29 protein-coding genes are annotated in these 23,054 nt (G+C 43.6%); 9 read left to right on the forward strand and 20 right to left on the reverse strand.

Features of this window, described 5'->3' with window-relative positions; translation table 11 throughout:
• Positions 1 to 278 precede the first annotated feature (278 nt).
• Together BN6465_RS18760 and BN6465_RS21670 are read right to left on the reverse strand one after the other, a co-directional pair.
• Positions 279 to 647: a hypothetical protein gene (locus BN6465_RS18760; protein WP_227183776.1), complete on the reverse strand. Its 369-nt coding sequence runs from the start codon at positions 645 to 647 to the stop codon at positions 279 to 281.
• Between the two features lie 46 nt (positions 648 to 693).
• Entirely contained in the window at positions 694 to 927 is a 234-nt protein-coding gene (locus BN6465_RS21670; RefSeq protein ID WP_082891791.1) for an XRE family transcriptional regulator, read from the reverse strand.
• 569 nt (positions 928 to 1,496) lie between these two features.
• Between BN6465_RS21670 and BN6465_RS21675 the strand changes: the two genes are divergently transcribed.
• Positions 1,497 to 1,697: a helix-turn-helix domain-containing protein gene (locus tag BN6465_RS21675; protein ID WP_334292663.1), complete on the forward strand. Its 201-nt coding sequence runs from the start codon at positions 1,497 to 1,499 to the stop codon at positions 1,695 to 1,697.
• A gap of 414 nt (positions 1,698 to 2,111) precedes the next feature.
• Here BN6465_RS21675 and BN6465_RS18770 read toward each other — a convergent pair whose 3' ends face one another.
• The 11 genes from BN6465_RS18770 to BN6465_RS18820 all read right to left on the reverse strand — a co-directional run bounded on the left by BN6465_RS18770 (position 2,112) and on the right by BN6465_RS18820 (position 9,575).
• On the reverse strand, positions 2,112 to 2,588 hold the full coding sequence (locus tag BN6465_RS18770; RefSeq protein WP_066738067.1) for an MGMT family protein: 477 nt from the start codon (positions 2,586 to 2,588) through the stop codon (positions 2,112 to 2,114).
• 96 nt (positions 2,589 to 2,684) lie between these two features.
• Complete coding sequence (locus BN6465_RS18775; RefSeq protein ID WP_066738068.1) at positions 2,685 to 3,275, reverse strand: hypothetical protein; 591 nt, start codon at positions 3,273 to 3,275, stop codon at positions 2,685 to 2,687.
• On the reverse strand, positions 3,268 to 3,507 hold the full coding sequence (locus BN6465_RS18780; protein WP_066738069.1) for a cysteine-rich KTR domain-containing protein: 240 nt from the start codon (positions 3,505 to 3,507) through the stop codon (positions 3,268 to 3,270). Before BN6465_RS18780 ends, BN6465_RS18775 begins: the two co-directional genes overlap by 8 nt.
• A 12-nt stretch (positions 3,508 to 3,519) precedes the next feature.
• Complete coding sequence (locus BN6465_RS18785; RefSeq protein ID WP_066738070.1) at positions 3,520 to 4,236, reverse strand: flavodoxin family protein; 717 nt, start codon at positions 4,234 to 4,236, stop codon at positions 3,520 to 3,522.
• A 3-nt stretch (positions 4,237 to 4,239) separates the two neighbouring features.
• Positions 4,240 to 4,812 (reverse strand): TetR/AcrR family transcriptional regulator, encoded by a 573-nt coding sequence (locus BN6465_RS18790; RefSeq protein WP_066738072.1) that lies wholly within the window; start codon positions 4,810 to 4,812, stop codon positions 4,240 to 4,242.
• A gap of 202 nt (positions 4,813 to 5,014) precedes the next feature.
• Positions 5,015 to 5,392, reverse strand: a complete 378-nt coding sequence (locus tag BN6465_RS18795; protein ID WP_066738075.1) for a TnpV protein — start codon at positions 5,390 to 5,392, stop codon at positions 5,015 to 5,017.
• A 9-nt stretch (positions 5,393 to 5,401) separates the two neighbouring features.
• Positions 5,402 to 6,571: a plasmid recombination protein gene (locus BN6465_RS18800; RefSeq protein ID WP_242868073.1), complete on the reverse strand. Its 1,170-nt coding sequence runs from the start codon at positions 6,569 to 6,571 to the stop codon at positions 5,402 to 5,404.
• A gap of 267 nt (positions 6,572 to 6,838) precedes the next feature.
• Positions 6,839 to 7,981 (reverse strand): AAA family ATPase, encoded by a 1,143-nt coding sequence (locus tag BN6465_RS18805; protein ID WP_066738077.1) that lies wholly within the window; start codon positions 7,979 to 7,981, stop codon positions 6,839 to 6,841.
• Positions 7,971 to 8,306 (reverse strand): plasmid mobilization protein, encoded by a 336-nt coding sequence (locus tag BN6465_RS18810; protein WP_066738079.1) that lies wholly within the window; start codon positions 8,304 to 8,306, stop codon positions 7,971 to 7,973. Before BN6465_RS18810 ends, BN6465_RS18805 begins: the two co-directional genes overlap by 11 nt.
• Positions 8,296 to 9,387 carry a site-specific integrase gene (locus BN6465_RS18815; RefSeq protein WP_066738081.1) on the reverse strand — a complete coding sequence of 364 codons (1,092 nt, stop codon included), beginning with the start codon at positions 9,385 to 9,387 and terminating at the stop codon, positions 8,296 to 8,298. The genes BN6465_RS18810 and BN6465_RS18815 overlap by 11 nt, the downstream gene beginning before the upstream one ends.
• Complete coding sequence (locus tag BN6465_RS18820) at positions 9,387 to 9,575, reverse strand: transcriptional regulator (protein WP_066738082.1); 189 nt, start codon at positions 9,573 to 9,575, stop codon at positions 9,387 to 9,389. Before BN6465_RS18820 ends, BN6465_RS18815 begins: the two co-directional genes overlap by 1 nt.
• 308 nt (positions 9,576 to 9,883) lie before the next feature.
• Between BN6465_RS18820 and BN6465_RS18825 the strand changes: the two genes are divergently transcribed.
• Positions 9,884 to 10,414 (forward strand): helix-turn-helix domain-containing protein, encoded by a 531-nt coding sequence (locus BN6465_RS18825; protein WP_066738084.1) that lies wholly within the window; start codon positions 9,884 to 9,886, stop codon positions 10,412 to 10,414.
• Positions 10,415 to 10,435: 21 nt separating this feature from the next.
• Entirely contained in the window at positions 10,436 to 11,014 is a 579-nt protein-coding gene (locus BN6465_RS18830) for a methyltransferase family protein (protein ID WP_066738086.1), read from the forward strand.
• Between the two features lie 225 nt (positions 11,015 to 11,239).
• Here BN6465_RS18830 and guaA read toward each other — a convergent pair whose 3' ends face one another.
• From guaA to spoIIID, 4 genes are all read right to left on the reverse strand, one after another.
• The gene (gene guaA / locus BN6465_RS18835) at positions 11,240 to 12,781 is read right to left on the reverse strand and encodes a glutamine-hydrolyzing GMP synthase (RefSeq protein WP_066738088.1); all 1,542 of its coding nucleotides are present in this window, start codon (positions 12,779 to 12,781) and stop codon (positions 11,240 to 11,242) included.
• Between the two features lie 242 nt (positions 12,782 to 13,023).
• Positions 13,024 to 14,379, reverse strand: a complete 1,356-nt coding sequence (locus BN6465_RS18840; RefSeq protein WP_066738089.1) for an MATE family efflux transporter — start codon at positions 14,377 to 14,379, stop codon at positions 13,024 to 13,026.
• Between the two features lie 110 nt (positions 14,380 to 14,489).
• On the reverse strand, positions 14,490 to 15,182 hold the full coding sequence (locus BN6465_RS18845; protein ID WP_066738091.1) for an MIP family channel protein: 693 nt from the start codon (positions 15,180 to 15,182) through the stop codon (positions 14,490 to 14,492).
• Positions 15,183 to 15,302: 120 nt separating this feature from the next.
• Entirely contained in the window at positions 15,303 to 15,554 is a 252-nt protein-coding gene (spoIIID, locus tag BN6465_RS18850) for a sporulation transcriptional regulator SpoIIID (RefSeq protein ID WP_066738093.1), read from the reverse strand.
• 161 nt (positions 15,555 to 15,715) lie between these two features.
• Here spoIIID and BN6465_RS18855 point away from each other — a divergent pair, with 161 nt between their 5' ends.
• Both BN6465_RS18855 and BN6465_RS18860 read left to right on the forward strand, forming a co-directional pair.
• Entirely contained in the window at positions 15,716 to 16,165 is a 450-nt protein-coding gene (locus BN6465_RS18855; RefSeq protein ID WP_066738095.1) for a helix-turn-helix transcriptional regulator, read from the forward strand.
• A 10-nt stretch (positions 16,166 to 16,175) separates the two neighbouring features.
• Complete coding sequence (locus BN6465_RS18860) at positions 16,176 to 17,432, forward strand: MvaI/BcnI family restriction endonuclease (RefSeq protein ID WP_066738097.1); 1,257 nt, start codon at positions 16,176 to 16,178, stop codon at positions 17,430 to 17,432.
• 33 nt (positions 17,433 to 17,465) lie between these two features.
• Here the strand turns inward: BN6465_RS18860 and BN6465_RS18865 are convergent, their stop codons facing one another.
• Together BN6465_RS18865 and BN6465_RS18870 are read right to left on the reverse strand one after the other, a co-directional pair.
• Positions 17,466 to 19,037 carry a DNA cytosine methyltransferase gene (locus BN6465_RS18865; RefSeq protein WP_066738099.1) on the reverse strand — a complete coding sequence of 524 codons (1,572 nt, stop codon included), beginning with the start codon at positions 19,035 to 19,037 and terminating at the stop codon, positions 17,466 to 17,468.
• A 166-nt stretch (positions 19,038 to 19,203) separates the two neighbouring features.
• Positions 19,204 to 19,440: an HPr family phosphocarrier protein gene (locus BN6465_RS18870; RefSeq protein ID WP_066738101.1), complete on the reverse strand. Its 237-nt coding sequence runs from the start codon at positions 19,438 to 19,440 to the stop codon at positions 19,204 to 19,206.
• 288 nt (positions 19,441 to 19,728) lie between these two features.
• Between BN6465_RS18870 and BN6465_RS18875 the strand changes: the two genes are divergently transcribed.
• The 4 genes from BN6465_RS18875 to BN6465_RS18890 all read left to right on the forward strand — a co-directional run bounded on the left by BN6465_RS18875 (position 19,729) and on the right by BN6465_RS18890 (position 22,025).
• Positions 19,729 to 20,712, forward strand: a complete 984-nt coding sequence (locus BN6465_RS18875; RefSeq protein WP_066738103.1) for an AraC family transcriptional regulator — start codon at positions 19,729 to 19,731, stop codon at positions 20,710 to 20,712.
• Positions 20,713 to 20,791: 79 nt separating this feature from the next.
• Positions 20,792 to 21,508, forward strand: coding sequence for a gamma-glutamyl-gamma-aminobutyrate hydrolase family protein (locus BN6465_RS18880; RefSeq protein ID WP_066738106.1), 717 nt, complete (start codon positions 20,792 to 20,794; stop codon positions 21,506 to 21,508).
• 63 nt (positions 21,509 to 21,571) lie between these two features.
• Positions 21,572 to 21,754 carry a hypothetical protein gene (locus tag BN6465_RS18885; protein WP_066738108.1) on the forward strand — a complete coding sequence of 61 codons (183 nt, stop codon included), beginning with the start codon at positions 21,572 to 21,574 and terminating at the stop codon, positions 21,752 to 21,754.
• A 13-nt stretch (positions 21,755 to 21,767) separates the two neighbouring features.
• Positions 21,768 to 22,025, forward strand: coding sequence for a spore coat protein (locus BN6465_RS18890; protein ID WP_066738110.1), 258 nt, complete (start codon positions 21,768 to 21,770; stop codon positions 22,023 to 22,025).
• A 235-nt stretch (positions 22,026 to 22,260) separates the two neighbouring features.
• Here the strand turns inward: BN6465_RS18890 and BN6465_RS18895 are convergent, their stop codons facing one another.
• The gene (locus tag BN6465_RS18895; RefSeq protein ID WP_066738112.1) at positions 22,261 to 23,028 is read right to left on the reverse strand and encodes an HD domain-containing protein; all 768 of its coding nucleotides are present in this window, start codon (positions 23,026 to 23,028) and stop codon (positions 22,261 to 22,263) included.
• Positions 23,029 to 23,054 lie beyond the last annotated feature (26 nt).

Below are 23,054 nucleotides of genomic sequence, written 5' to 3' on the forward strand. Positions count from 1 at the left end.
TTATTCCGCCTATTTAACTTATATCAAAGAAGGAGCATCTTATTAATGCTCCTAACTCAAGTATTATTCCTAGTATTACTTAATTATCTCAAAATAAAAATCTACAAATTTTACTGGAATATTCACTCACAAAATTTGTTACTTTTACACTATTGATTTATTAGCAAAAAATATCTGTCTTTATTATATAACACTCTATACAATATTTCTATCCTAATATTTTACTATCTTGATGTTTAATTGCCTTTTCCCATACTATATATTAGGTCCAACAAAGTCTATTTTAAATCAAACCTATTCCCATCCGTCCTTCCAATTCCAATTATATCCCCATACATACTGCAAGTAAACGTATACGACACTTCATCTACCAAAACCTCTACTGTCATACCATCCTCTTCCAGCATACAAAACATATCAAACTCCAGTGCATCCCTATCCCGATTCAAAAATCTACAAATTGCTTCTTCCGTCTGCTCTTCCAGTGCTTTCCTCTCGTCTGTCACATTCTCTCCATCACGATAAGCTGATACAGCTTCGCCATCCGATGTAATAATCATAGACGAATATCCCTCTTCCTTTTCTTCTGCCGGGGCACATCCTGAAAGTATCAACACCATAACTAAAAATATTATCTTCTTCATCATTTGCCTTTCCGGCAAATACGCAAAAAGCAGCCCAAATCAGACTGCTTTACTTCAATTTCATACCCCTCACATAGATTTCAACCGCTTCTTTCTCTTTATCCGTCAATGATTCCCAGACTTCAAGCACTTTCTTTTGTCCTGAAGATAATTCCAACTTTCCTATATCATCAAAGAAAAATTGTGGTAGTGTAATCCCCAATACGTCACAAATTCTACCTAATGTATAAAAGGTAGGTGTGCTTCCCCTTTTCTTCAGGTTCGATAAAGATGACTGGCTGATGCCCGTCTTTTTAGATAGTGCATATGGTCATCTGCTTTTTGTCACAGAGTTCCTTTATTCGATTCACAATATACTTCTCATCTAACAAGCAACCTACACCTCACTTCCGATATATGCTACTTTCATTTTACCCTGTATGAATCGTTATTATTAAATTTTAAATGGAAGAGGTATATTACTTTATAGTTGAGTAGTATTAAATTAAAAAAATAAGCGTATTGACTAATACTCTTTTATTGGTTCTTCTTCATTTCCTTGCACAGATACTCAATTACTTCCTGTGGCGTCGGATGTTCCCCCTTAAAAGGTACTTTCGCCCACTCTGCTCTTATCGTCGCATCAGGATTATCAACTCCCGAATCAATGGCACTTTAAATTTCTTTTTCTACTTATTTTGAACTTATCCCCTCCCCCTTTCCGATAGTGTTCATCACTTTATTAAATTTTCTTTTGCTCATAGCTTTGTATTCTTCCTCCTTTTGAAATCTATTAATTGCAGTTGTACAGACATTTTATACTATAATCAATATAAACATAAGATATGTCGAGTGAAAGGCTGGTAGCTAATTATGCCACAAAAATTAAAGCAAACACAGTATGTTTCTTTGGAAAATAACCTTAGGGAACTGAAAAATCGTGCAAATTTAACACAGGAACAGGCCATTGCACAATTGCAGCTTCGCAACTTCTCCATATCCAGAAGTGCCTACTCTCAAATAGAAGCCGGTACATACAACATTCACATAAGTGCGTTAAATTGCATTGGCTGAAATTTTTCACACAGACTACAACACTATATTTGATGGACTACCCCACAAAAAATGACCCTTATTAGAGGATTTCTGCAGTCTAGGGTCATTTTTGTCTACATCTCTGTATCAGTTCAAAGCAGAAGAAAACCCCGCAAGCCTTGTAATTACTGGCTTGCGGGGTTTTAACCCTCTACTCGAACTCGACAAGTACTAATCAATTTTGTTTAGAGATTATTTTCTGCCGTATTCGTAGTTCTTTTGATTATTTGATATATCCATATTATCCTGCCTATATGAGCTAATGTTATCATTTTGTTATCGGCGTTGATAACACTCGCCCTGTAACTGCGGATAATAGCAATATGTTCCGACTCAAATTATAAGCGATTTTGCTTAGAAAATCAAGATATTAAAATTGCTTTCCGAAAACACCTATAACACAAATAGGGCATTTTCATAGTCTTTAACATAGTATCTGATATTCTTCCTTCCTTTTTGGACAATCGTATGTCCTTCCATTTCCAACTTCTCTTTCTGCGCCTCAATGCCGCCGGGATATTTTGCGTTTAATTCCCCATTCGCCTTTAATGTACGCCAATAAGGTGTTTCATCTTCAGAACGCTGATAACTCGCCCACGCAACAATCGAAACAAAAATTCCTGCTGTAATCGGCTCTGTAAAATCAGCTCCATTTGCATTTGCAAAATATTCCCTTATCGCACCAACAGTAAGTAGTTTTCCGTATGGTACAAGCCGCATAACCTTATCATAATCAATCGGCGGTGCAAAATACATTTTGTCTCCGCCATACTTCTCTATGCTTTTTTCATCTGTAATCGTCTGAAATTTTGGCATATCCTTACTATCATGTAGCATTGCATTAAAATCTTTTTTATCTTCATTTGCCATTGTCAGCACCTCCTGTACACAAGTATAAGTCAAAGAAAAAACCTATGCAATGAGACGGTTTTAAAATTTCAAATCAAATTTAAACTTTATGATTTGCTATCTCAAAGCCCGATTATTTCTCCTTTTATGCACAAATCTATTCAGAGCAAAAAGGCTCATACTCAACAGATACACAAAAGCGTAAGTGACAATAGCTGCTACGATTACCCAAGCAAGTGTAAATTCTTCATTTTCAATAAATCCATAGACAAATTCGCCCGTAAGCCGATAGCGCACATAATCAAATAGTAAGTACACCATCGTCATTGTCGGTGCTATCAAAACACAGCGCATTTTACGACCTTGCTCATTGACAAAAATCATATAGAAACACACAAAAATTATTGGATTGATAATATGTAAAAAGAAAAACGCACCGCTAAAATTAAAATTATATGAGCCAAAAAGACTTCCTGCACAAATAAGAAATACTATAAATATGCTTACTGTGACATTCAAATAAAGAGAGTTAGGACAAATCTTCTCTTTTGTCATGCTAAGTATTCCATCTGCAAACAAAAGCAATCCGCCAAGCGTATTTGATATACAAGTCAGCTCAATTAAATACTCCGGCTGAGGCATATAGCCGATTAAAACAGACACAATCATCAGTAATCCTGCCACAACCTTAATTATATTTTTAATCATCCATTTTCCTTTCTTTAACTCCAAATCTGTCGCTCTGTTCATCAACTCGACGTTTTAGGTTCAAATTTTTAATAACTGTTACCTGTAAATTCTTTACGCTAATCAAACTTTCCTGCTTGCATTTCGGACAGTAAAGAGGAAAATTTATCAATTCGGTATCTTTTCGTATCATTGTCCGAGTCTTGTTACCGCAAATAGGGCAGCGTACCCATTCAGAATATAATTTTTCCATTTTACTCTCCCATTATTTCCACGGTCTGCCGCTGTCGAGCCACCCCTGTTCCGCCCAATACTTCCCGTCAAGGTATTCGGGGTCTGATTTATGTATGGATTTCTGCATCATACGGCAGAAGAAAACCTTGAATTTCGTAATCAGATTTGTGTGTGCAGGTTTTGTATAATCTATATGGGCAAGCTTTTTAGATAGCTTTTGGATTTTTCCCATAAGCTCGTCTTGTTTCTTTTGAGGGAGTTCCTCCCAAAAGATAGTGCTCATCAAAGCACCAGTAAACATCTCGATTTTTGAAATTCCCCACCAAGATAAACTGTGCTTCATATCTTTCGCCGCAGATTTTGCTCCGCTGCCTAAACATTGTGTTATGATGACTGCACGCTTTCCAAACATCTCAGGAGCAGGGCGGTGCGGTATCCAACGATAAGCAAAATGGTCAAGTAATGCTTTCATTGCTCCCGTAGCGTGAAACACATAGGCAGGAGAGGTCATTACAATCAAGTCTGCTTCTAAAAGAGATTTATCAATTCTCTCGATATATTCAGCGTCCTTGCAAGTCTTTTCACCCTTTAATGTGCAGTTTAAGCAACCAACGCAGAAGTTCGGACAATCCTTTGGAAGATAATATTCTGTAATATTTGCTTTATCCTGAAACTCTGCTAAAAACATTTCTTTCAAGCGGTAGGTAACACCGTGTTTTTCTGTTCCATTTATCACTGTAATATTCACTCTTTATACCTCCAAAATGTCGTGCAAAACTTGTGTATGAAAATTCCTGCGGTTTTCTTTATGTCTAAGGTCAATCCCCAATGTTTGCGATATAATTTCGTATCGCAGGAACATTTGCTGCATAACAGTAATCAAATACAGCGTCTTTCGCTTTATCGCCGCTTCATCAAGGTCAGGACGGCAGGCTGCAACAAGCGGAAGATATGCCGCATAAGTTCTGTAAGTGTTGTCATTTTCTTTCGGTGACCGCATATCGGTAAGAACAGAAATTTTGGAAATGGCATAATGTTCAAACAGAAAATCAAGCGTCATATTACCGAGATACGTGAGCTTCTCAAAAGGAGTAAAACCATCTGTTTTCTCTCGTATATTCTGAAAATGCTCGACTGTTCCGTTTATCATACGCTCAATACATTGCTCGATGAGTTTATCCTTATTTCCAAAATGATAATTTACAAGTCCTAATCCAACACCTGCTCTTTTGCATATCTCACGGACTGTTACTTCTTCTAAATGTTCCCCTTTTTCCTCAATGAGTTTAATCGTTGCCTGTATGATTGCTTCTTTATTATCCACACTATACCTCCCATTGAACATCGTTCAGTTGCATTATACTGAACGATGTTCAAAAAGTCAAGAGATTGCGACTAACAAGTGGAGTATGTAACGCTTTTTGGTGTCAAAACGCCTTGTTTAAGCAGATAAGAGAGCAAAAAATATCGGGTAAGGAGTTTATCCCTACCCACCACAATTTTACGGTTATATGCGTTACAATTCTTTAATTGTAGATGATTTCCTCATTGACAAGCTCCATAGCACACGCTCGAATGTTATTCATTCGCCTCGTCCACTCTAAGCCATTTCCCGCTTTTAACTGTTCCGTCACACCCTCACACTCTGCCATCTGTTCTACCAACCGAAAAAACATTTCCTCTGCCTGCTCGTTAATATCGGCAAGATAGCTGTTCAGCTTGCCGCTTGTGAACAGGGTAGTATAGGTTGCTCTTTTATGCTCTCGCAGATAGCGTTTGTGTCGCTGTCCCCATACGCCGATAGGCTTGTTTTCTTTTTCGGCTGGCAGAATAAGGCAGGGAATAAAATAATCCCCTTGCCGTACATAAGTGCCGCCCATTTCTACAAAAATTGTCTTTGCCATTGTCTGTTCCTACCTTTCGTTTTCTTTATTTCTAAAGCGTGTACCACGCTGTTTAGACTGCCTTGCCTGCTCCAACAGACTGTTAATCTGCTTGCTGCCGAACACCTTTCGCAGCAGCTTGTAATCCTTTATTTCTTCCCTCAATCTGTTGTTGTCGGAAGTCAACTGCCTGTTTTGACTTTTAAGCCGTTCATTGCTACGGTACAGACTGGCGTTTGTCTGATTGAGCCTTTGGTAATCATCAATTACTTGAAAGCACCGCACCATAAGCGTTTTAATGAGAGATTTCAGTCGCTTAATTAACGGCTCGACCACTTTGCTCTTATAACTTTTTGCGGTCATAAAGCCTTGTGGTTCGGGCAACTGATATTCGGGAGCGTTCTCCAGTGCGCTCTGCATTTGCGAAAGTGAATCTGTACCCTTATCAAAATTTTGAATACGCTTGGAAAGCGTTTCAAACTCTGTCTGCTTGTCTATGATTTTGCTTTCCAGTTGTTCAATTTCTTCTGCCCGCTCCTGCTTTTTATAATCCAAAACAGAGAGATGTTTTTCGTGTGTGCCTTTCTTCTCCCACTCAATTCCGTACCGTTCCATAACGGCGGCAAGCTGTTCTTTTTCGGAAAGTACCCATTGTGACCATTCCGTATCGCCACGAGAACCACCCTTAAATCCCTGTGCGGCAAGAGCCTGTTTGAGTGATACACGGGTGTCCAGTCCACGCTTGCTGCCTGTGGTAAACGGTACAAAATCAATGTGCAAATGCGGCGTTGCTTCGTCTAAATGCAGATGAGCCGAGAACACTCTAAGCTGTGGATTTCTCTCTTGAAAGCTACGATAATACTCATCTAAGACCTGCCTTGCAAGCTGTCCGTTCTCACTTTCCGCACTCATATTTTCCTTATCGCCAATCTGCAAAATCAATTCGTGGAACGGCTTTTCCTGCTTGGAACTGCGGATTTTTTCATAATAGTTTGCTATCTTTCGGTCTGCTCTTGTCTGTTTAGCGTTGTATCTTTCGAGTGCTTCATCAAACAATTCGTGATAAACTTTTTTAATGCTCTCATTGCAGTAATCTATATTGAGGTAGGAACGGTCAGCGTCAACATTCTCCGCTTTGAATTTACGGCTGTTGTGATTGACCGAGCCTTTCCCGACCATTGCGCTTATCGTTCTTTGCATAAATCGTTTCCTCTCCTTTCTGCGCCGTCAGGCGCAAGCCTTTGTTACTTTCTGCGAAAGTAACGCAAAAGCACTTTTGTCAGCTCCGCCAACAAAAATGCAACCTGCAAGCAGGTTTTGCGCTCTCCGAGGGGCAAAGAGCCGCCTTTGAAAAGGCACTCTCTGCACTCTCCGCCAAACTTTAATCGGTGTCAATGTGTGACGATAGTGACAATGTTTGAGATACCAGTACCACTCCCAAAACATTGTCACCTTTGACACCGTTTGTCACGCCGCCCCATTGGTTTCTTTCCAAAGTGAAACCTTTCTGCCATCGTGCGTACGGCTGTTCTGATAGCGGATACCGTAATCACGGAATAGCCTGTTTGCGTTGATACTAAGCCTAAGTGAAAGCACATTCGGTTTTATATCCACGCCGAGCCTTTCGCAAAGTTCTGAAGCTGTTCCCTCCCATCTGTTACTTTCCGAAAAAAGAGTAGCTGCAATTTTTTCAAGCAAAGGCTCAGGCGGCTCTTTCCACAGCTCCGTTTCTGATTTTTCAAAGTTCCATACCAAACGCTCGGCATCCCTCACAAGATGAATTTTCATATCCTGCTGATCCCTGCCCGCCACATCAAGCGTGGCGTTATTGGAAGTTCTCTTTTCCTTGCTGAGAACAAATGCTCCATCTGCCGCACCCATCAATCCGTTTGTTCCCGAAATCATGTCGAAAATATCTTCCGCTTTCTGCTTTCGGGTGTGATGAACGATGAGCATTGTAACTTTATAACTGTCTGCCAACGCTTTGAGCCTTGCTACAATGTCATAGTCGCTTGCGTAGCTGTAATCTGCTCCGCCAGCTTCACGGACACGCTTTAAGGTGTCTATGATTATCAAACCCGTGTCGGGGTGTTCCTGCATAAATCCTCTGATTTGTTCTTCCAAACCGCCATTGACCGTTTTACACTCCGTTGCAAAATATAGATTACTTGTTTCTTCTGCACCAAACATCTGAAATAATCGTTTCTGCAAGCGTGGATAATCATCTTCAAGAGCAAAGTAAAGCACCGTTGCTTTTCGCACTTTATAATCCCACAATGGTATTCCTGTGCTGATATGGTAAGCAAGCTGTGCCATCATAAAACTTTTCCCCACCTTCGGGGAGCCTACAAAAAGGTAAGTTCCCCTTTGGAGCAGACCGTCAATCAACGGTGTCTGTATATCAAATACGGTGTCATACAAAACCGCCATTGATACCGTTTTGAGATACGAGGGGGATAACTGCCGCAGCATTTCCCTCTGCATTTCTTCAAAGCTCTTGATATTTTCGTCATAGTCGGATATACTATGGTCAGTACATTTTTGAATTGGCTGTTCCGTATCTGTTGCCGCAGATATATTGGGAGCAGTCATTTCTTTTTTATTCTCCATTCCCATCTTCTCCTTTCAGACCGCCAAGGATAACGGTAATCAGTTCAATCACATTCAGAAGTTCATCGTTTACACCGTTTCCCGCTTCAATCCTTTGCAATTCTGTAAGAACGGCGGCAAGTTCCTTGTGAAGTGCCTTAAATACTCTCGGATTGCCCTGCACCACCACATCCTGATTCAGACAGCGGCGGTAACAGTATTCCTGTTTTGGCAATCCCGATAAAGCAACCGCCTTGTTAATGAGTTCATTTTCTTCGGGCGATACCCGAAAACCTACTGTGATATTCCTCCACCGGTTTTTGTTATCTCTGTTCTTAGCCGACATTTTCAAAATCTCCTTTCCCTAAATCATCTAATCTATCTGCCATTTCCGTCTGCTTGGACGGAAACAGGTGTGCGTATTGATAAGTGATGTCAATGCTTTCGTGTCCTACACGGTCTGCAATCGCTACCGCTGAAAATCCCATATCAATCAGCAAACTTATATGGCTGTGACGCAAATCGTGAATCCGTATGCGCTTCACGCCTGCGGCTTCCGCCCCTCTGTCCATCTCGTGATGAAGATAGCTTTTCGTTACCGTAAAAATACGGTCTTTCTTTTTCAAGCCGTAGAGCATACCGATATACTCTTTCATTTCTTCACAAAGAAAATGCGGCATTTTAATCGTGCGGTTGCTTTTCTTTGTTTTCGGTGTGGTAATCACATCTTCGCCGTGTAAACGCTGATAGGATTTGTTAATCGTTACCGTTTCCTTATCAAAGTTGAAATCAGCGGCGGTTAAGGCTAATAATTCGCCCTCACGGATACCGCACCAATAGAGCATTTCAAAGGCATAAAAGGAAACAGGTTTGTCCATCATTTCATAGGAAAATTTCTTGTATTCTTCCTTTGTCCAAAACAGCATTTCCTTGTGTTCCTCACTTCCCATATTTCCCACCTTTGCGGCAGGATTGGAACGCAGTTCATAATAGCGTACAGCGTGATTAAAGATAGCCGACAACTGATTGTGCAGCGTTTTCAGATAGGTCTGTGAGTACGGCTTTTTCTTTTCATCACGGTAGGCAAGCATTTCATTCTGCCAAGTGATAATCTCCTTTGTAGAAATCTCGCTGATTTTCAGCTTGCCAAAATAAGGAAGTATCTTCGTGCGAATAATATGCTCCTTTGTCAGCCAAGTGTTTTCTTTCAGACGGTTTTTCACATCGTTGATATACAGTTCCGTAAAGGCTTCAAAACTCATATCAAGGTCAGACGAGTTTTGCAACTGAAACATTCGCTCCCATTCCTGTGCTTCTTTCTTGGTTGCAAAGCCACGCTTGCATTTCTGCTTGCGTTCACCTTTCCAATTCACATACCTCGCCATTACATACCAAGTGCCGTTGTCCTCATTTTTGAATACTGGCATTATTTTCTCTCCTTTCCTGCTCCGTAGAGTCTTTCATAAAAATACTGGCGGTTTACACGCCCCGCAATCGTAATAAATCCCTGTGCTTTCAGTTCCTCGTTCAGTTTTCTGATGAGTTTATAGGCATAGGGCTTTGATACGCTTAGTTCCTGTGCCACATCATCGGCACGAATAAATCTGTTTTCCATATTGTCAGTCCTTTCATAAGATTTTTAAGCTGCCGTTCTCCCCGAATATTGTTCCTGCCCCCATTTCAGCAGCGTTATCTCGCTCACTCTTGAATAAATCAAAAGGTCTTGGCGAAGTATCCTACTCGGACGGTCATTTAGTTTTCATTAAGCATATACGCTTAGTGTTTTCTATTATGCTAAGCAAATACGCTTGTGTCAAGAGGTTTTAGAGAAAATATTAAACTTTTTTGTTTCGTTTCCTCTTGACAATTCCTAAACATATCTGCTATACTGATTGCAGTACATAAGCAAGGAGTGTAAACACTATGGCTATTGGCGAAAGAATACATTTTTTCAGGCTTTTGCGTGGTATGACGCAAAAATATCTTGGTACGGCTGTCGGTTTTCCCGAACGGAGCGCAGATGTGCGTCTGGCACAGTACGAAACTGGCTCTCGTAAACCAAAAGCAGACTTAACAGCTGCATTGGCACAGGTGCTTGAGGTTTCCCCGCAGGCTCTCGATGTTCCCGACATTGACAGCTATATCGGTCTTATGCACACCCTATTTACCCTTGAAGATATTTACGGTCTTATCGTCAGTGAAGCAGACGGGGAAGTCTGTCTGAAAGTCAGCAAGGACAAAGGTAAAGACGCTGCCGAGCTTTCAAAAATGCTCTATGCTTGGAAAGAACAGGCGGACAAGCTATCTTCCGAGGAAATCAGCAGGGAAGAATACGACAAGTGGCGTTATTACTATCCGAAGTTCGATACTACACAAATCTGGGCGAAAGTGCCCTCACAGGAATTAAGCGACGCATTAACCGAGCAATTCAAGGACAAGCCAAAAGATATGTAAAAACAGCGAGGAACAAATACTATGACTATTTTTCAAATATTGACTGCTATCATTTTGCTTGTTTTCTATGCTTGCTACTATGCAAAGAAAATAGAGCAAAAGAAAAAAGGAATCCGTACCACGCAAATCGGAAAGGGAAAGCAAGGTGTTCCTCTATATATTGAAATTACCATGGGTGTTGCAACATTCTGCGTTGTGGTCGTAGAGGTCATAAGCATTGTGTTAGACTGGTCTATTTCTCCTGTATGGGTTAGAATTGCAGGACTAATTATATCTGCGTTTGGAGTCGCACTTTTTATAACAGCTATGCTTACAATGCGTGATAGTTGGCGTGCAGGCGTATCGAAAGATAAAACAGAGCTTGTCACATCAGGAGTATTCAAGATAAGCCGTAACCCAGCCTTTCTCGGCTTTGATCTTATGTATTTAGGTGTTTTAATGGTATTTTTAAATTGGGTGCTTCTCATATTTTCAGCCTTTGCAATTCTCACGCTCCATTTGCAGATTGTAAACAACGAAGAGGACGCAATGTTATTGGCGTTCGGTGATGAATATCTGAATTACAAGAAAAAGGTAAACAGATATTTAGGAAGGAAATAAATAGGCAAACGACAAAACGCCCTTAGCTATGAGTTACTACCCACAGCTAAGGGCGTTTTAATATGGATTGTTATATCAGAAAACCATTTTCTTTCATTCTCTAACCCTAAAACCACTGGATTACAAGAATAATGGCTCTTATACAACCGTTATCAAATTGTTATCAAAAGACCTATTGAAACGCCGCAAACCCGCATAAACACTGGGTTTACTAAGCATTTTTGTTTATTCAAACTCTATCGTCCCCGGTGGTTTAGAGGTCAAATCATACACTACTCTATTAACCCCTTTCACCTCATTAATTATCCGGTTCATACACCGATTCAGCACTTCCCACGGAATCTCCGCCGCCTCAGCAGTCATAAAGTCACTTGTCGTGACCGCCCTGAGCGCCACGGCATAGTCATAAGTCCTGAAGTCACCCATGACCCCAACAGACCGCATATTCGTAAGTGCCGCAAAATACTGTCCCAGTCCTTTATCCACACCGGCCTTCGCAATCTCTTCCCGGTAAATCGCGTCCGCGTCCTGCACAATCTTCACTTTATCCGCGGTCACTTCCCCGATAATACGAATACCAAGTCCCGGCCCCGGGAATGGCTGGCGGCTCACAAGATACTCCGGAATGCCAAGTTCTCTTCCGGCCCTGCGGACCTCATCCTTAAACAACAGCCTAAGCGGCTCCACAATCTCCTTAAACTCAACATGCTCCGGCAGGCCGCCCACATTATGGTGGCTCTTAATCACAGCAGATTTTCCAAGTCCGGACTCAATCACATCCGGATAAATCGTCCCCTGCACAAGGAAATCTACAGCACCGATTTTCTTAGCCTCTTCCTCGAACACACGGATAAATTCCTCACCGATAATCTTACGCTTTGCCTCCGGCTCCGTCACCCCCGCAAGCTTTTCATAGAAGCGCTCCTGTGCGTTCACACGGATAAAGTTAAGGTCATAAGGTCCCTCCGGCCCAAACACAGACTCAACCTCATCCCCCTCGTCTTTACGAAGAAGGCCATGATCCACAAAAACACAGGTCAGCTGCTTGCCCACAGCTTTAGACAAGAGAACTGCTGCCACGGAAGAATCCACACCGCCGGACAGAGCGCAGAGCACTTTTCCGTCTCCCACCTTCTCGCGGATTTCACTGACAGTCTTCTCCACGAAAGAATCCATTTTCCAATCACCCTTACAGCCACACACATTGTATACGAAATTAGAAAGCATCTTCGTCCCTTCCTGTGTGTGCATAACCTCCGGGTGGAACTGTGTCGCATATAACTTTCTATCCGGGCACTCCATAGCCGCAACAGGGCACACTGGAGTGGTTGCAGATACCTTGAACCCCTCTGGAGCTTCTGCGATATAATCAGTATGACTCATCCAGCAGATTGTAGACTCGGATACTCCGTCAAACAAGACAGAACTACTGTCCACCTTCACCTCAGTCTTACCGTATTCGCTGACCGGCGCAGTCTCCACCTTTCCTTCCAGCAGATAGGCCATCAGCTGGGAGCCATAGCAGATTCCGAGCACCGGTATTCCAAGTTCCAGAACCGCCTTCTCATACCGTGGAGATTCCTCACCGTACACGCTGTTAGGACCGCCCGTGAAAATAATTCCCTTCGGGTTCAGCTCTCTGATCTTATCTAAACTAATCGTGTAGGGATGTACCTCACAATAAACATTGCATTCCCTGACACGTCTTGCAATCAACTGGTTATACTGTCCGCCGAAATCGAGGACAATGACTAATTCGTTCTTCACAAGAGTTCCTCCTATTTTTTATAGTAATTTCATGTAACTATTCGGCGCAGGATTTTCTGTGTACTGCACCGTTTGTGTTAAAGTGTAAATCATTGTAACGCAAGCCCAGCGCCAACGTTGGTTTCCATGGGTCTGCGGTGTAACTATTCCGTCGTCTGAGCAGTTACGTTTTTATTATAAATGAGGTTGTCTCATTTAGCAACCTCATTGTAAACTTTCCCGCTATTTTCCGCAAATACGGACTATACAAGGGCTCCCCGTTTCCATTTTCCACTGAAATACCGGAGCAAAAAGCAGACGACACGGAAGCACCAGTCGATGACCATGGCCACCCAGACGCCAAATACGCCCAGACCAAAGTGCTGTCCCAGCAGATAACTGAAACCAATACGGAAAATCCACATCGATGCGATAGAGATGTACATACACATCTTTGCGTCCCCTGCCGCCCTAAACGCAGAAGGCAGGCAAAATGCCGCCACCCAAATCAGTACTGCGCTGATACCGTGGAACATCAATATCTGTTCTGTAGCCTTGGCCGTGACATCTGACAGATGATAAGCTTTCAGCACAAAAGGCAGTACGGCAAAGATAATGGCCACAGTGACCGCCATGGCAACATAGGCTATCACCATCAGTTTCTTCAAATAATAATGCACCTGCTCATAATCTCCGGCGCCCACACATCTAGAAATGACCGTAGTAATCGCAAGGGAGATAGCCATGCCGGGAAGAATCTGGAACTGTGCTACTGCGTTGGAGACTGCGTTTGCCGCAATGGCGTATGTGCCGAAGGTAGACACAAGACTCAGAACAAGGATTTTTCCGAGCTGGAACATACTGTTTTCCAGCCCGTTAGGAACGCCTACAAGCAGGATTGCCTTAATCATCTTTTTATTAGGCTTAAACCGCCAGCTTCTCTCTATATGAAGAACTCTCTTTTCGCTGCACAAAAGTACAGTGATAATTATGGCTGCCGCCATACGTGACACTAACGTGGGAATCGCAACGCCCTCAGTGCCCCGGTGAAGTCCATATATAAGTATTGCGTTGCCGCTTACATTAATGACATTCATAATAATGGAAACCTGCATGGATATCCGCGAGTTGCCCATTGCCCGGAATATGGCCGCCCCGCCGTTATAGAGTGCAATGAATGGAATAGATGCTGATACAATCAGCAGATAAGTATTGGCATGCCCCCGCACCTCCGAGGTGATATGCCCGAACACATTATGTAAAATAAAGCCCTTGCCTAGATACACGACCACTGTTATTACAACTGCGCACAGGGTGACAAACCAGATGAGCTGTGTAGAGGCATGACACCCCTCCTTGCGCTTGTCCTGACCGAGATACTGGCCGGCGACTACCGCGCCTCCGGTGGCTAAAGCCGCGAATATATTGATAATAAGAATCATAATATTATCTACCAGCGATACACCGGACACGGCTGCTTCTCCAACACTTGCAATCATAATTGAATCTGCCATTCCCACAAGCACCGCAAGCAGCTGCTCCACGATCAACGGCCCAATCAATGCCGCCAGAGCTTTGTTGTCAAAAAGGTAATGGCTCCTGTCATTCTTTTGTTTCATAATCCACTCAACTCCCATACAAACACGTTATAAAAAAGGACTTTGACACACTGCCAAAATCCCTTTTTTCTATGATACGATTAAATTGTACTCCTTTTTTCCGCGTTTGTCTACTCCTCTGTTGTCAATACATAGCGGTGCACCAGTGCGGCGATTCCTCCACCCACAAGCGGAGCCACGATAAAGAGCCATACCTGTGCGAGGGCTGTTCCCCCCACAAGAAGAGCCGGGCCAAAACTTCTCGCCGGGTTGACACTTGTTCCGGTGAATGGAATTCCAAGGATATGAATCAATGTCAGAGTAAGGCCAATGACCAGCCCTGCCACACTTGCGTTCTCTGTCTTGGATGTCACGCCAAGAATCAGCAGCACGAATACAAATGTAAGTACTACCTCTATCAGAAAAGCGACTGGCATGGAAGTTCCCAGCGCACTTGCCTCTGCATATCCGTTCTGTCCCAGTGATTCATTGCTTCCAAAAAACGCCACAAGAAGGCCTGCTCCTGCAATGCCTCCTAAAAACTGTGCAGCGACATATCCTGCGAAATCCTTTACTGTCATTTTCCCAGCCACAAGCATACCGAAAGACACGGCCGGATTGATATGACAACCAGACACATTTCCGATAGAATAGGCCATAGCCACGATGGACAGGCCAAATGCAAATGCTATCAAAAGCGTAGACAATGCAAGCGGAATCTCTGCCCCGTTATTAGCCACTAACGTATTGGCCGCGACCGCGCTTCCACAGCCAAACACGACGAGTACTGCCGTTCCGATAAACTCTGCGATGTATTTTTTCATCGTAATTCCTCCTCTGTATTCCTCTATGAATTTGTGAAATTTATCACTAACAGTACATTAGCACGCACACTTTTCACTTACAAGAAACTTACTTTTCTTGCCTATTATTTACCTTTTTTGTTACTGGTGGTGCAAATACTTCTCTCTCGTGGCAAGCCCTCCCCTGATATGGCGCTCAGACTTGTTCACGTCCAGCACCCTGCGGGCCTCCGTCGCCAGAGCGGGATTAATCTGCAGGAGACGTTCCGTTACGTCTTTATGTATCGTGCTCTTACTAACACCGAACGCCTTCGCCGTCTGTCTTACCGTCGCTTTATGTTCAATAATATAATATGCGATTTCTACTGCCCGCTCCTCAATGTAATCTTTCATAAAAAACCCCTGCATAACTTGTTTTTACAATCTATGCAGCGCAATTATAGAGTATGACATTATGCAGTCAAATCTGCTCCTTAATATTCGCCCTTAACTTTGATATTTTTAAACCTATTTTAAAACGGCATTATATGTTATTCTAATTACAGGAGGTGGATATGGACACTAATACAATCTTCCAACAAAATCTGAAAGCGGCAAGAGAATTTCGTGGCCTTTCCCTCGTGAGGCTGCAGGAGCTTACCGGCTACAACCGACAGGCCATTTCCACGCTGGAACACGCCACACATGATATCAGTCTGGGAAATGCCGTCAAATTGGCCAAGGCTTTGAATTATGATTTTCCTTCTTTATTCAGCCGCAGTTTTAGATTAGACAAAACAGAAGCTTATCAAGAGCAGGATTATCTTGCACTTTTTTCTCAAAATGTCCAAAGGCTCTTGGTAAAAAGAGGATGGCACCAGTACAGCATCGCTGTCAAAGCCGAGCTTGACACGACTGCCGTAAATAAAATACTCAATCAAAAAGTGAACCCTAAGTTAAGCACACTGACAAGGATAGCCGCAGTGTTTGGAAAGGAACTACCGGAATTGTTAAAAAGGACATAGGAGGTGCGCCATGATTTTTACCCCATACGAAGATGAACAAACTACAATAAATTCAATACATAAGTACAACACCTATGAGTATTCTCTGCTCAGGCTGACGGATACCATGATAGACAAAAACAATATCGACGCCAATATGCTGTTCCGGGAACAGCTACGCAGCGCGGGAATCGTAGATTACGACTTTTTGCCCAACGGCGGCAAAAATGGTGTAAAGACTAAAGCAAAATTTATCCATGGAAATGAAGTGGATTCCGTCATCCTGAATCTCTACCGGGTCACCGGCAAACGAGGGGATCCGAGGTTCTCTATTGCAGGAATTAAATCTCTTGTCCGGGAACGAAAGCTGAACACAGCCGACCTGCTCTATTTCACTGTAGTACAGAAAAACGCGGCGGGGCAGCCGGAGGTCATCTTCATTAACCTGACCTCCCATGCTCCCTCGGAAGATGTTCTTACAAAAGTGTTCGGCGCCGACCAAATCTCCTTAATCCTGTCAGAACTCCTTCCCAAGATTAAGGCCATAGCCCACGCCGGATATCACCCCAACTCCAAAGGACCGGGGAAGGTATGTCCTAAGGATATCGGCGACACGCTGGAATATCTGCTGGGCATCTCTGCCAACAACAGCCAGTGCGCAGACTATCAGAAGCAAATAGAGCTTAAGACAAAATTCAAAGATATCCACACACTGGATACCCTCTTTACACTTCGCCCCCATTTTGAGGAAACTGCGATTGAACGTCTGGAACCCAAGGATAGGCAGCGTGTCTCTGCATTTACCAGATATTATGGCTATCATTCGGAACGGCACGCTGACTCTCAAAGTCTTTACATTACCATCGGCTCTAAAGAAGCCCCTCAAAATAAGCACGGCTTCTATCTTGATGTGAATGAAGAACAAAAACGAGTAAACTTGTACGGAATTGACCCACACACTAAGAAAAATGAAATCGTAGCCTTTTGGCATTTTGATGAACTGAAAAATGAACTTTATCAGAAGCATCCCGCCACATTGTGGATAAAAGCGGAAATAAAAATGGAGGAGGATTTGGCCTTATTCAGATACGTTGAAGTGGAGCTGTCCAGATCTCCTCAATTCTCCACCTTTCTTTCCCTGATCAAGTCAGGAGGCATCACTTACGACTGGCGCGGCTACACATCTATATCCGGGCCCTACAAGGGAAAAAACCACGGAAACGCTTGGCGGATACGCCCCCAGCTGCGTTCCCAATTGTTTGGTGAAATCATCTCTATCCCTCTATAAGATAAGACGGCTGCCCATGCAGCCGTCTTCCATTTAGTCCGTCCTGTCTTTATCCTTCTGGCAAGCTTCGTAAGCCGCTTTTGCAATCGCTCTTGCCAGAAGCGGCGGCACTGCATTCCCAACCTGAGTAAATTGAGGCGTTTCACTTGCCCTCTTGTCCCCGCCGGTAGTTCTTTTTCCCAAAAAGGTAAAACTATCATCGAAGGACTGCAGCCGCGCCATCTCCCTGACCGTCAGAATGCGGTCAAAGTATGGGTGGATAAAATCGTCCGGTAATGTTACCATCGTTGGCGAAACGCCCTGAGAATTCAATCTTGCCCGAATATCTTTTTTCGTAAAGAGTGCTTCCGCCAAATCAGGGGTAATGTCCCCTTGTATCAGCATATTGTTAAGCCTGTTGCTGTCAATCGAAGAATTTAGCCTTGTCTTTATGCCGTTCCAGAATTCCTCTGCCTCTTCCTTTTTAACTCCCAGCCTTTTTCTCAGCGCCCCTACCGCTCTTTCCCGTTCTCGGACACCTCCGCCTTCGGCCTCCAGTGTATAGATTACCGCAAGCTGCTTGTTCGTATAACTGTACCATTTATCATTCAACTTCTTGTCTTTACAAAACTGGAACCGCTCAAGAAATTGTTTTATCAGCCTCACATTCTCCTTCACATTCATTTGAAACAGGCATTCATAAAACAGTTCCGGGTACAGGCCTCGAAGGTCGATTCCCTCCTCCCGCAGTCTGGCCAGCACATTTCTCGTATTCTCGCCTTCATGGTACAATTGGAACCTCTGTACGACGGGCGCATTGTGCTTCGATTGCTCGCTGTTCGTAGTCACCGTCCTTGCTATTGGCTTTCCTGTTAACCGGCTTGGCGTCCTTCCTTCCACAGCCTCCTTCGAAAACGTTGTGGAATACTTTAGTTCGTCATACAAGTCGCCGAAGGCATCCCGCACATTGACCGTGCTCTTTTCCTCCTTCGGATAACTGATAGGATGTACGTCTCTTCTGTAAGCTAAAAATATGGCCCGGTTTCTCTGCTGGGGCACTCCAAAATCAGCGGCGTTCAGACGCTTGAAGTCGAGCACGATATACCCCAGACCTTCCAGCTCGCATTTTAATATCTCGGGAGTCAGAATCTGGCCGCGGTATACTTTCCCGTCCTCCAGTACGCTGGGAAAGTCCAGCATCTGCATGTCCATGATTCCCGTCACATTTTCCATCACCACATACTTGGGCTTGATATCCTTGATGAGCCTTAAGTATTCATGAAAAAGCATATTCCGGGGGTCGCTTGCGTTTCGTTTCCCCAACCGGCTGAAGCCCTGACAGGGCGGCCCCCCGAACATAACGTCCACCTTCTCTGGTTCAAATACCGCCCCATATTTCAATGAATTAATTTTTTCGAAAATATACTCCGCCGTCAGCTCCTTGATGTCTGCCAGCTCGAACCACGTATCCACACCCTGCACCAGACCAAGCTGCTCATGCCTGTTCATATAAGTCTCCTGCACCATCGGGCTGCGGTCGCTGGAAAAAATGATATCAAATCCTGCCTGTAATATTCCCTCACTGAATCCACCCGCTCCGCAAAACAAATCTATTGCATATGGCATGTCGTACCTCCCCAATACCGAATGTATTCATTATAACAGAGATTTATTTCCCCGTCCAGGCTGAATTTAACATTTCTAGTGTAAGGATATGCAAAGAGGGGGCGCAAAATCATAGATGATTACTCATCTTTTTGCAACGCCCCCTACATTATAGTAAATTTATTCACTACACAACTGCGTCAATCAGGCCGGATACGCGATTTAAGAAATCCGGGCTTTCGTCTGAATGTACAACCATCTCCAGCTTATCGGATTCGCTGAGAGCCATAACTCCCATCACAGACTTTGCGTCAACAATAATTCTGCCGCTGACCAGATCCACATCTCCTTCAAACTGGTTCGCAGCGTTTACAAATGAAGTGATATCTTCCGGCCGGCGAAAGCATACTGAATATTTAAGCATCCTCTTACCTCCTAACTTATCGTCATTCTTTACGGAATGAGTTCCATAATTTTCCAAATCCCTCATATTTTCATAGTATAACGTCATTTTTCGTCGTTGAAAACATCGGCTCTTGCAAAAAAACTGTCTTTTCTTGCACTACTATAATGTTTATGTTATAATAGCCCAAACTTATTTCGCACAATTCCCGTTCTCCGTCCAACAGAAAAAATTGCCTAGGGACATAACTGGATTGTTGACAGAATCATGGCACTCTATACATTTTTCACGGCAATTAAGGAGATTGTTATGAACGAGATATTATTGTCATATTTTAAAAATATTAACCCAGAGGAGCAGAAGCTTCTTGAGTATCCCGAAAATGTACTGTCTTTTTATGCAGGAAAACCCCATTACACCAATAAAAAAGCGTCCCGCAAGAACTTAGATTCACCACTTACGAACGCAAAACCAATCACCGTATACAAGCATCCCCGATTTGTAGAATTCCCCAATCACACACATGAGTTTATGGAAATGATATATATATACAGTGGTTCCATAGAACAAGTCATCAACCAAACGACCCATATTCATCTGGAAACAGACGACCTTCTGTTTTTAAGCCCCGGCACTTCACATGCCGCCGCGGCGGCAGGATATGACGATATCGCCATCCATATTCAGATTAATCCGGAATATTTATCCTACCCTCTGCAGATGTTGAAAGACGATACCTATCTGCGCCGTTTCCTGCGTGACTGCATGATGGGCAGCCTCACCGGTCCTAAATATCTTCATTTTCACTTGAAGGATATTTTAGAGGCAAAAAATCTTGTGGAAAATATCATGCTGACCGCTCTCAGGAATCTCAATAACTCGGATACTATCGTGCAGGCCACCCTCGGTGTCCTTTTAATGGAGCTTCTGAACCGCACTTACCGGATTACCGTAGGCTCCCCGTCCTCCTATGAACAGGAAATCGTGCTGAACGCGTTGTCTTATATAGAGGATAACTACCAGTCCGCCTCTCTGGAAGAATATGCCTCCTCTATCAAGCAGCCGCCCTATTTTGTCAGCCGGCTTATGAAAAAATATTCCCCTTACACGTTTACCACCTATCTTCAACGCAAACGCCTCGTTCAAGCCTGTTACCTGCTTACCGCCACTACACTTCCGATAGAAGAAATCAGCCAGCAGATCGGCTATGAAAATTCCAGCTATTTTCATAAGCTGTTCAAAAAAGAATACAATATGACTCCGAGACAGTTCCGCACAAACCGCAGCACGTAGCATATTTTCCCGTTTCCTATCATAAGCTGTAGCAATCCCCGGACAAGTTCCGGGCATCTTAAGGAAACGAGGTATAATTATGAGACCTGTCATTGGAATTTTAACCTGCGGCTACATGGAAAAGCGGCAGTTTGTCACAGACGCCTATGTGCGCTCGATCCGGATATCGGGCGGCCTCCCCCTGCTGATTCCCGCCCAGCCTCCGGAAACCGATGTGACTCCTTATCTTTTCTTGTGCGATGGTTTTCTGCTCCCGGGCGGGGGAGATATCACCCCTCTTTTACAGGACGAAGACCCGGTAAACGGTATTGGTGTTACGAATCTTATGCTGGATGTCTACCAGATACGATTCGCCGAGGAGGCGCTGGCTACCGGGAAACCTGTGCTGGGAATCTGCCGTGGAATGCAGGTGATGAATGCCGCATGCGGCGGAACCCTCTTTCAAGACATCTCACTCCAGCCCGGCTCCCCCCTTCTGCACATGCAGACCTCCGAGTCCCGGAGCGATGCGAGCCATAAAGTCATCGTGGACGAAGGCAGCCTCCTCCACTCAGTAACCGGCAGCTCACTCTACACAAACAGTTTTCACCACCAGACTATCCGGCAGCCGGGAAAGCGCATGATTCCCACCGCCCACGCGCTGGATGATACGATTGAAGCCATAGAGATGGAAGGGCATCCTTTCGCCGTTGGCGTCCAGTGGCACCCCGAAGCCATGTTCTTCTCCTCTTTGCGCATGCGTAATTTATTTTCATTTTTTATAAAAACATGTGAAAAAAATAAAAGCAACGTATAACTTCTTTCCCTCGTGACATACTAATCCAGAACCTTAAAAGGAACCAAAAAGGAGGAAATTGATATGTCAGATATTTCTATTCTGGATTTGCAAAATCTTCGTCACTTAATCGGCGGTTACGAAAACAGCCATTGTAAAATGACAGATTATGCCTCTCAGGCTCAGGACCCTGAGGTAAAAAAATTGTTTCAGGATGCTGCAGATTCTGCAATGAAAAACAAACAGGAACTGATGAAATTCTTATAGGAGGCGTATACACATGAATGAAAAGACAATGGTAGCCGACACTTTAGTCGGTGTAAACGGGGAATTAAAGATGTTCGCGGAATATATTACCCAGTCAGAAAACAAAGAGCTTAAGCAATGTTTAAAGCAGATGCGTAATCAGTGCGAGATGTCACAGGAAAAACTCTATGAGCTTGCAAGAGAAAAAAGCTACTATGTGCCTGCCGCCAAAGCGACACAAGAAGAAGTGGATCATGTCAAAAATATTTTGACACAGCCTGCAATGAAGTAGGTTCTGTTAAGGCAAGACAAAAGCCGTTGTACCGGGAGCGCAGTCCCGGCACAGCGACTTTTGCAGTTAAAATTATGAACAAATATTTACCGTTTATTCATAATTCTTTCAAAATATCATCACAGTTCTCTCACATTTATTTTCTATACTAATAATTGTACAAAGGAAACACCCTTTAACATAAATTTTCTTTTTCATAAATGCCGATATTCGGGGAACCGGATATCGGCACTCCTCATTTTATCATATTTTTTCCATAATCGAGCAGCATCCCTTCCAGAATCTCCATCTTCTCAGCCGTATCTTTATTCGAGTATGGTACACGCCGTATAATTCTGGATATATAATCGTTTTCCAGAATTATCTCCATCGTTTCTTTAAAATAAATATCATAAAAATACGCCAAGTAAGAGATCCAGTAGTCCATAGGCGTCCTTCTTGCGGACGCAAGAACAGACTTTCTATCCAGACAGTACTGCCACACTTCCGGGCTGACAGACTCAGCCCCGGCCACCTCCGGGGAGATACCCAGCAGGGTCTCCAGATTCTCCTCCAGCTTTACCCGGCAGTTATCCAGCTTATCCGCGTCACGGATAAGCCGAGCGTGGAGGAGACTCCGGGAATCGGTGACGCCTTCTATTGCAAAATCGCTGTGTTTGTCAATTGCCGTGCAGATAATGTCATCCCATGTATCCACTTCCACGAACTCTCGAATCATCCCTTCTTTAAACAAAAGCTCCGCACCGTACTTGGCGTGATCCATTGTTCCCGGCTCGAAGCTGTCGAACCTCTTCAGCTGTTCGAAACGCCCGATATCGTGCAGCAGCCCAATCAATTTACAAAGCATGGTGTCTTCCGCGGAAAGCTTCATCCTGCGTGCGATCTCCTCACAGCAGGACACAACTCCATAGGTGTGCACGATTTTCAGATTAATCTTGTCGTCCGCCCTGTCATATTCATCCAGATATTTCTCAAAGGCTCTTTTTGCCTGTTCAAAATCCATCCCTGCGCTCCCTTCTTAAAAAGGGA

Origin of the sequence: Bariatricus massiliensis, from assembly GCF_900086725.1 — a bacterium.
GTDB lineage: Bacteria > Bacillota > Clostridia > Lachnospirales > Lachnospiraceae > Allocoprococcus > Allocoprococcus massiliensis.